General features: G+C 52.6%; 1 rRNA gene. It reads right to left on the bottom strand.

Annotation, left to right across the window (positions count from 1 at the left end):
* Nucleotides 1-1,211: ribosomal RNA gene (locus tag EYW47_RS40625) — 23S ribosomal RNA — on the bottom strand; the annotation flags it as partial.
* Nucleotides 1,212-1,321 lie beyond the last annotated feature (110 nt).

The following is a 1,321-nucleotide window of genomic DNA, read 5'->3' as shown; positions in this document are numbered from 1 at the left end:
GCACCTTCGCAGGCTTACGGAACGCTCTCCTACCATGCGAGACTAGCTCGCATCCGCAGCTTCGGTATATGACTTAGCCCCGTTACATCTTCCGCGCAGGACGACTCGATCAGTGAGCTATTACGCTTTCTTTAAAGGGTGGCTGCTTCTAAGCCAACCTCCTGACTGTTTTAGCCTTCCCACTTCGTTTCCCACTTAGTCATATTTGGGGACCTTAGCTGGCGGTCTGGGTTGTTTCCCTCTTGACACCGGACGTTAGCACCCGATGTCTGTCTCCCGTGATTGCACTCTTCGGTATTCGGAGTTTGCTATGGCGAAGTAATCCGCAATGGACCCTTCAACCATGACAGTGCTCTACCCCCGAAGGTGATACACGAGGCACTACCTAAATAGTTTTCGGAGAGAACCAGCTATTTCCAGGTTTGTTTAGCCTTTCACCCCTATCCACAGCTCATCCCCTAACTTTTCAACGTTAGTGGGTTCGGTCCTCCAGCACGTGTTACCGTGCCTTCAACCTGGCCATGGATAGATCACCTGGTTTCGGGTCTACACCCAGCGACTAATCGCCCTGTTCGGACTCGCTTTCGCTACGCCTGCCCTATTCGGTTAAGCTTGCCACTGAATGTAAGTCGCTGACCCATTATACAAAAGGTACGCCGTCACCCCTTGCGAGGCTCCGACTGTTTGTATGCATGCGGTTTCAGGATCTATTTCACTCCCCTCCCGGGGTTCTTTTCGCCTTTCCCTCACGGTACTGGTTCACTATCGGTCGATCACGAGTATTTAGCCTTGGAGGATGGTCCCCCCATCTTCAGACAGGATTTCACGTGTCCCGCCCTACTTGTCGCATACCTAGTTCTTCCAATCTGTCTTCGCCTACGGGGCTATCACCCACTATGGCCACACTTTCCAGAGTGTTCGGCTGACAGTTCAGATAAAGAATGCAGGCTGGTCCCATTTCGCTCGCCACTACTCTGGGAATCTCGGTTGATTTCTTTTCCTGCGGCTACTTAGATGTTTCAGTTCGCCGCGTTCGCTTCGCGTAGCCTATGTATTCAGCTACGGATGACCCATACGGGCCGGGTTTCCCCATTCGGATATCGGTGGATCAAAGCTTGTTTGCCAGCTCCCCACCGCTTTTCGCAGGCTACCGCGTCCTTCATCGCCTGTGATCGCCAAGGCATCCACCACATGCACTTGTTCGCTTGACCCTATAACGGGTGTGTCTCGCGGCGATTGCTCGCTGCAGGACCACGCGCTACAGGTTGAGTATTCGTGTTGCGCCGTATTTCAAGGCAATCTTTCGATCACTTAAAAATAC

The organism is Paraburkholderia silviterrae, assembly GCF_004353915.1.
In the GTDB taxonomy this organism is placed as follows: Bacteria; Pseudomonadota; Gammaproteobacteria; order Burkholderiales; family Burkholderiaceae; genus Paraburkholderia; species Paraburkholderia silviterrae.
This window is presented reverse-complemented; position numbering and strand designations above follow the sequence as displayed.